At 66.0% G+C, this 350-nt stretch carries 1 protein-coding gene; it reads left to right on the forward strand.

From position 1 onward, the window contains the following. On the forward strand, positions 1–350 hold a 350-nt coding region (locus tag FLO80_RS22750), incomplete at both ends, for an ABC transporter permease family protein (protein WP_500676342.1).

A 350-nucleotide genomic window follows, 5' to 3' on the forward strand; every position in this document is an offset into this window, starting at 1 on the left:
ACCGGCGGCATGATCCTGCTCGGCATGGCCATCTCCAACGCGCTGGTGGCGCTGGCCGGCGCGCTGTTCGCGCAGACCCAGGGCGGCGCCGATATCTCCATGGGTATCGGCACCATCGTCATCGGCCTGGCCGCGGTGATCGTCGGCGAGAGCATCCTGCCCTCGCGCCGGCTGATCCTGGCGACCCTCGCGGTGATCCTCGGTGCCATCGTCTACCGCTTCTTCATCGCCCTGGCGCTGAACAGCGATTTCATCGGCTTGCAGGCCCAGGACCTGAACCTGGTCACCGCGGTGCTGGTCACCGTCGCCCTGGTGATTCCGATGATGAAGAAACGCCTGCTCGGCAAGAA

The sequence above is a fragment of the Aquicoccus porphyridii genome, assembly GCF_008369105.1.
GTDB classification, from domain to species: Bacteria; Pseudomonadota; Alphaproteobacteria; order Rhodobacterales; family Rhodobacteraceae; genus Aquicoccus; species Aquicoccus porphyridii.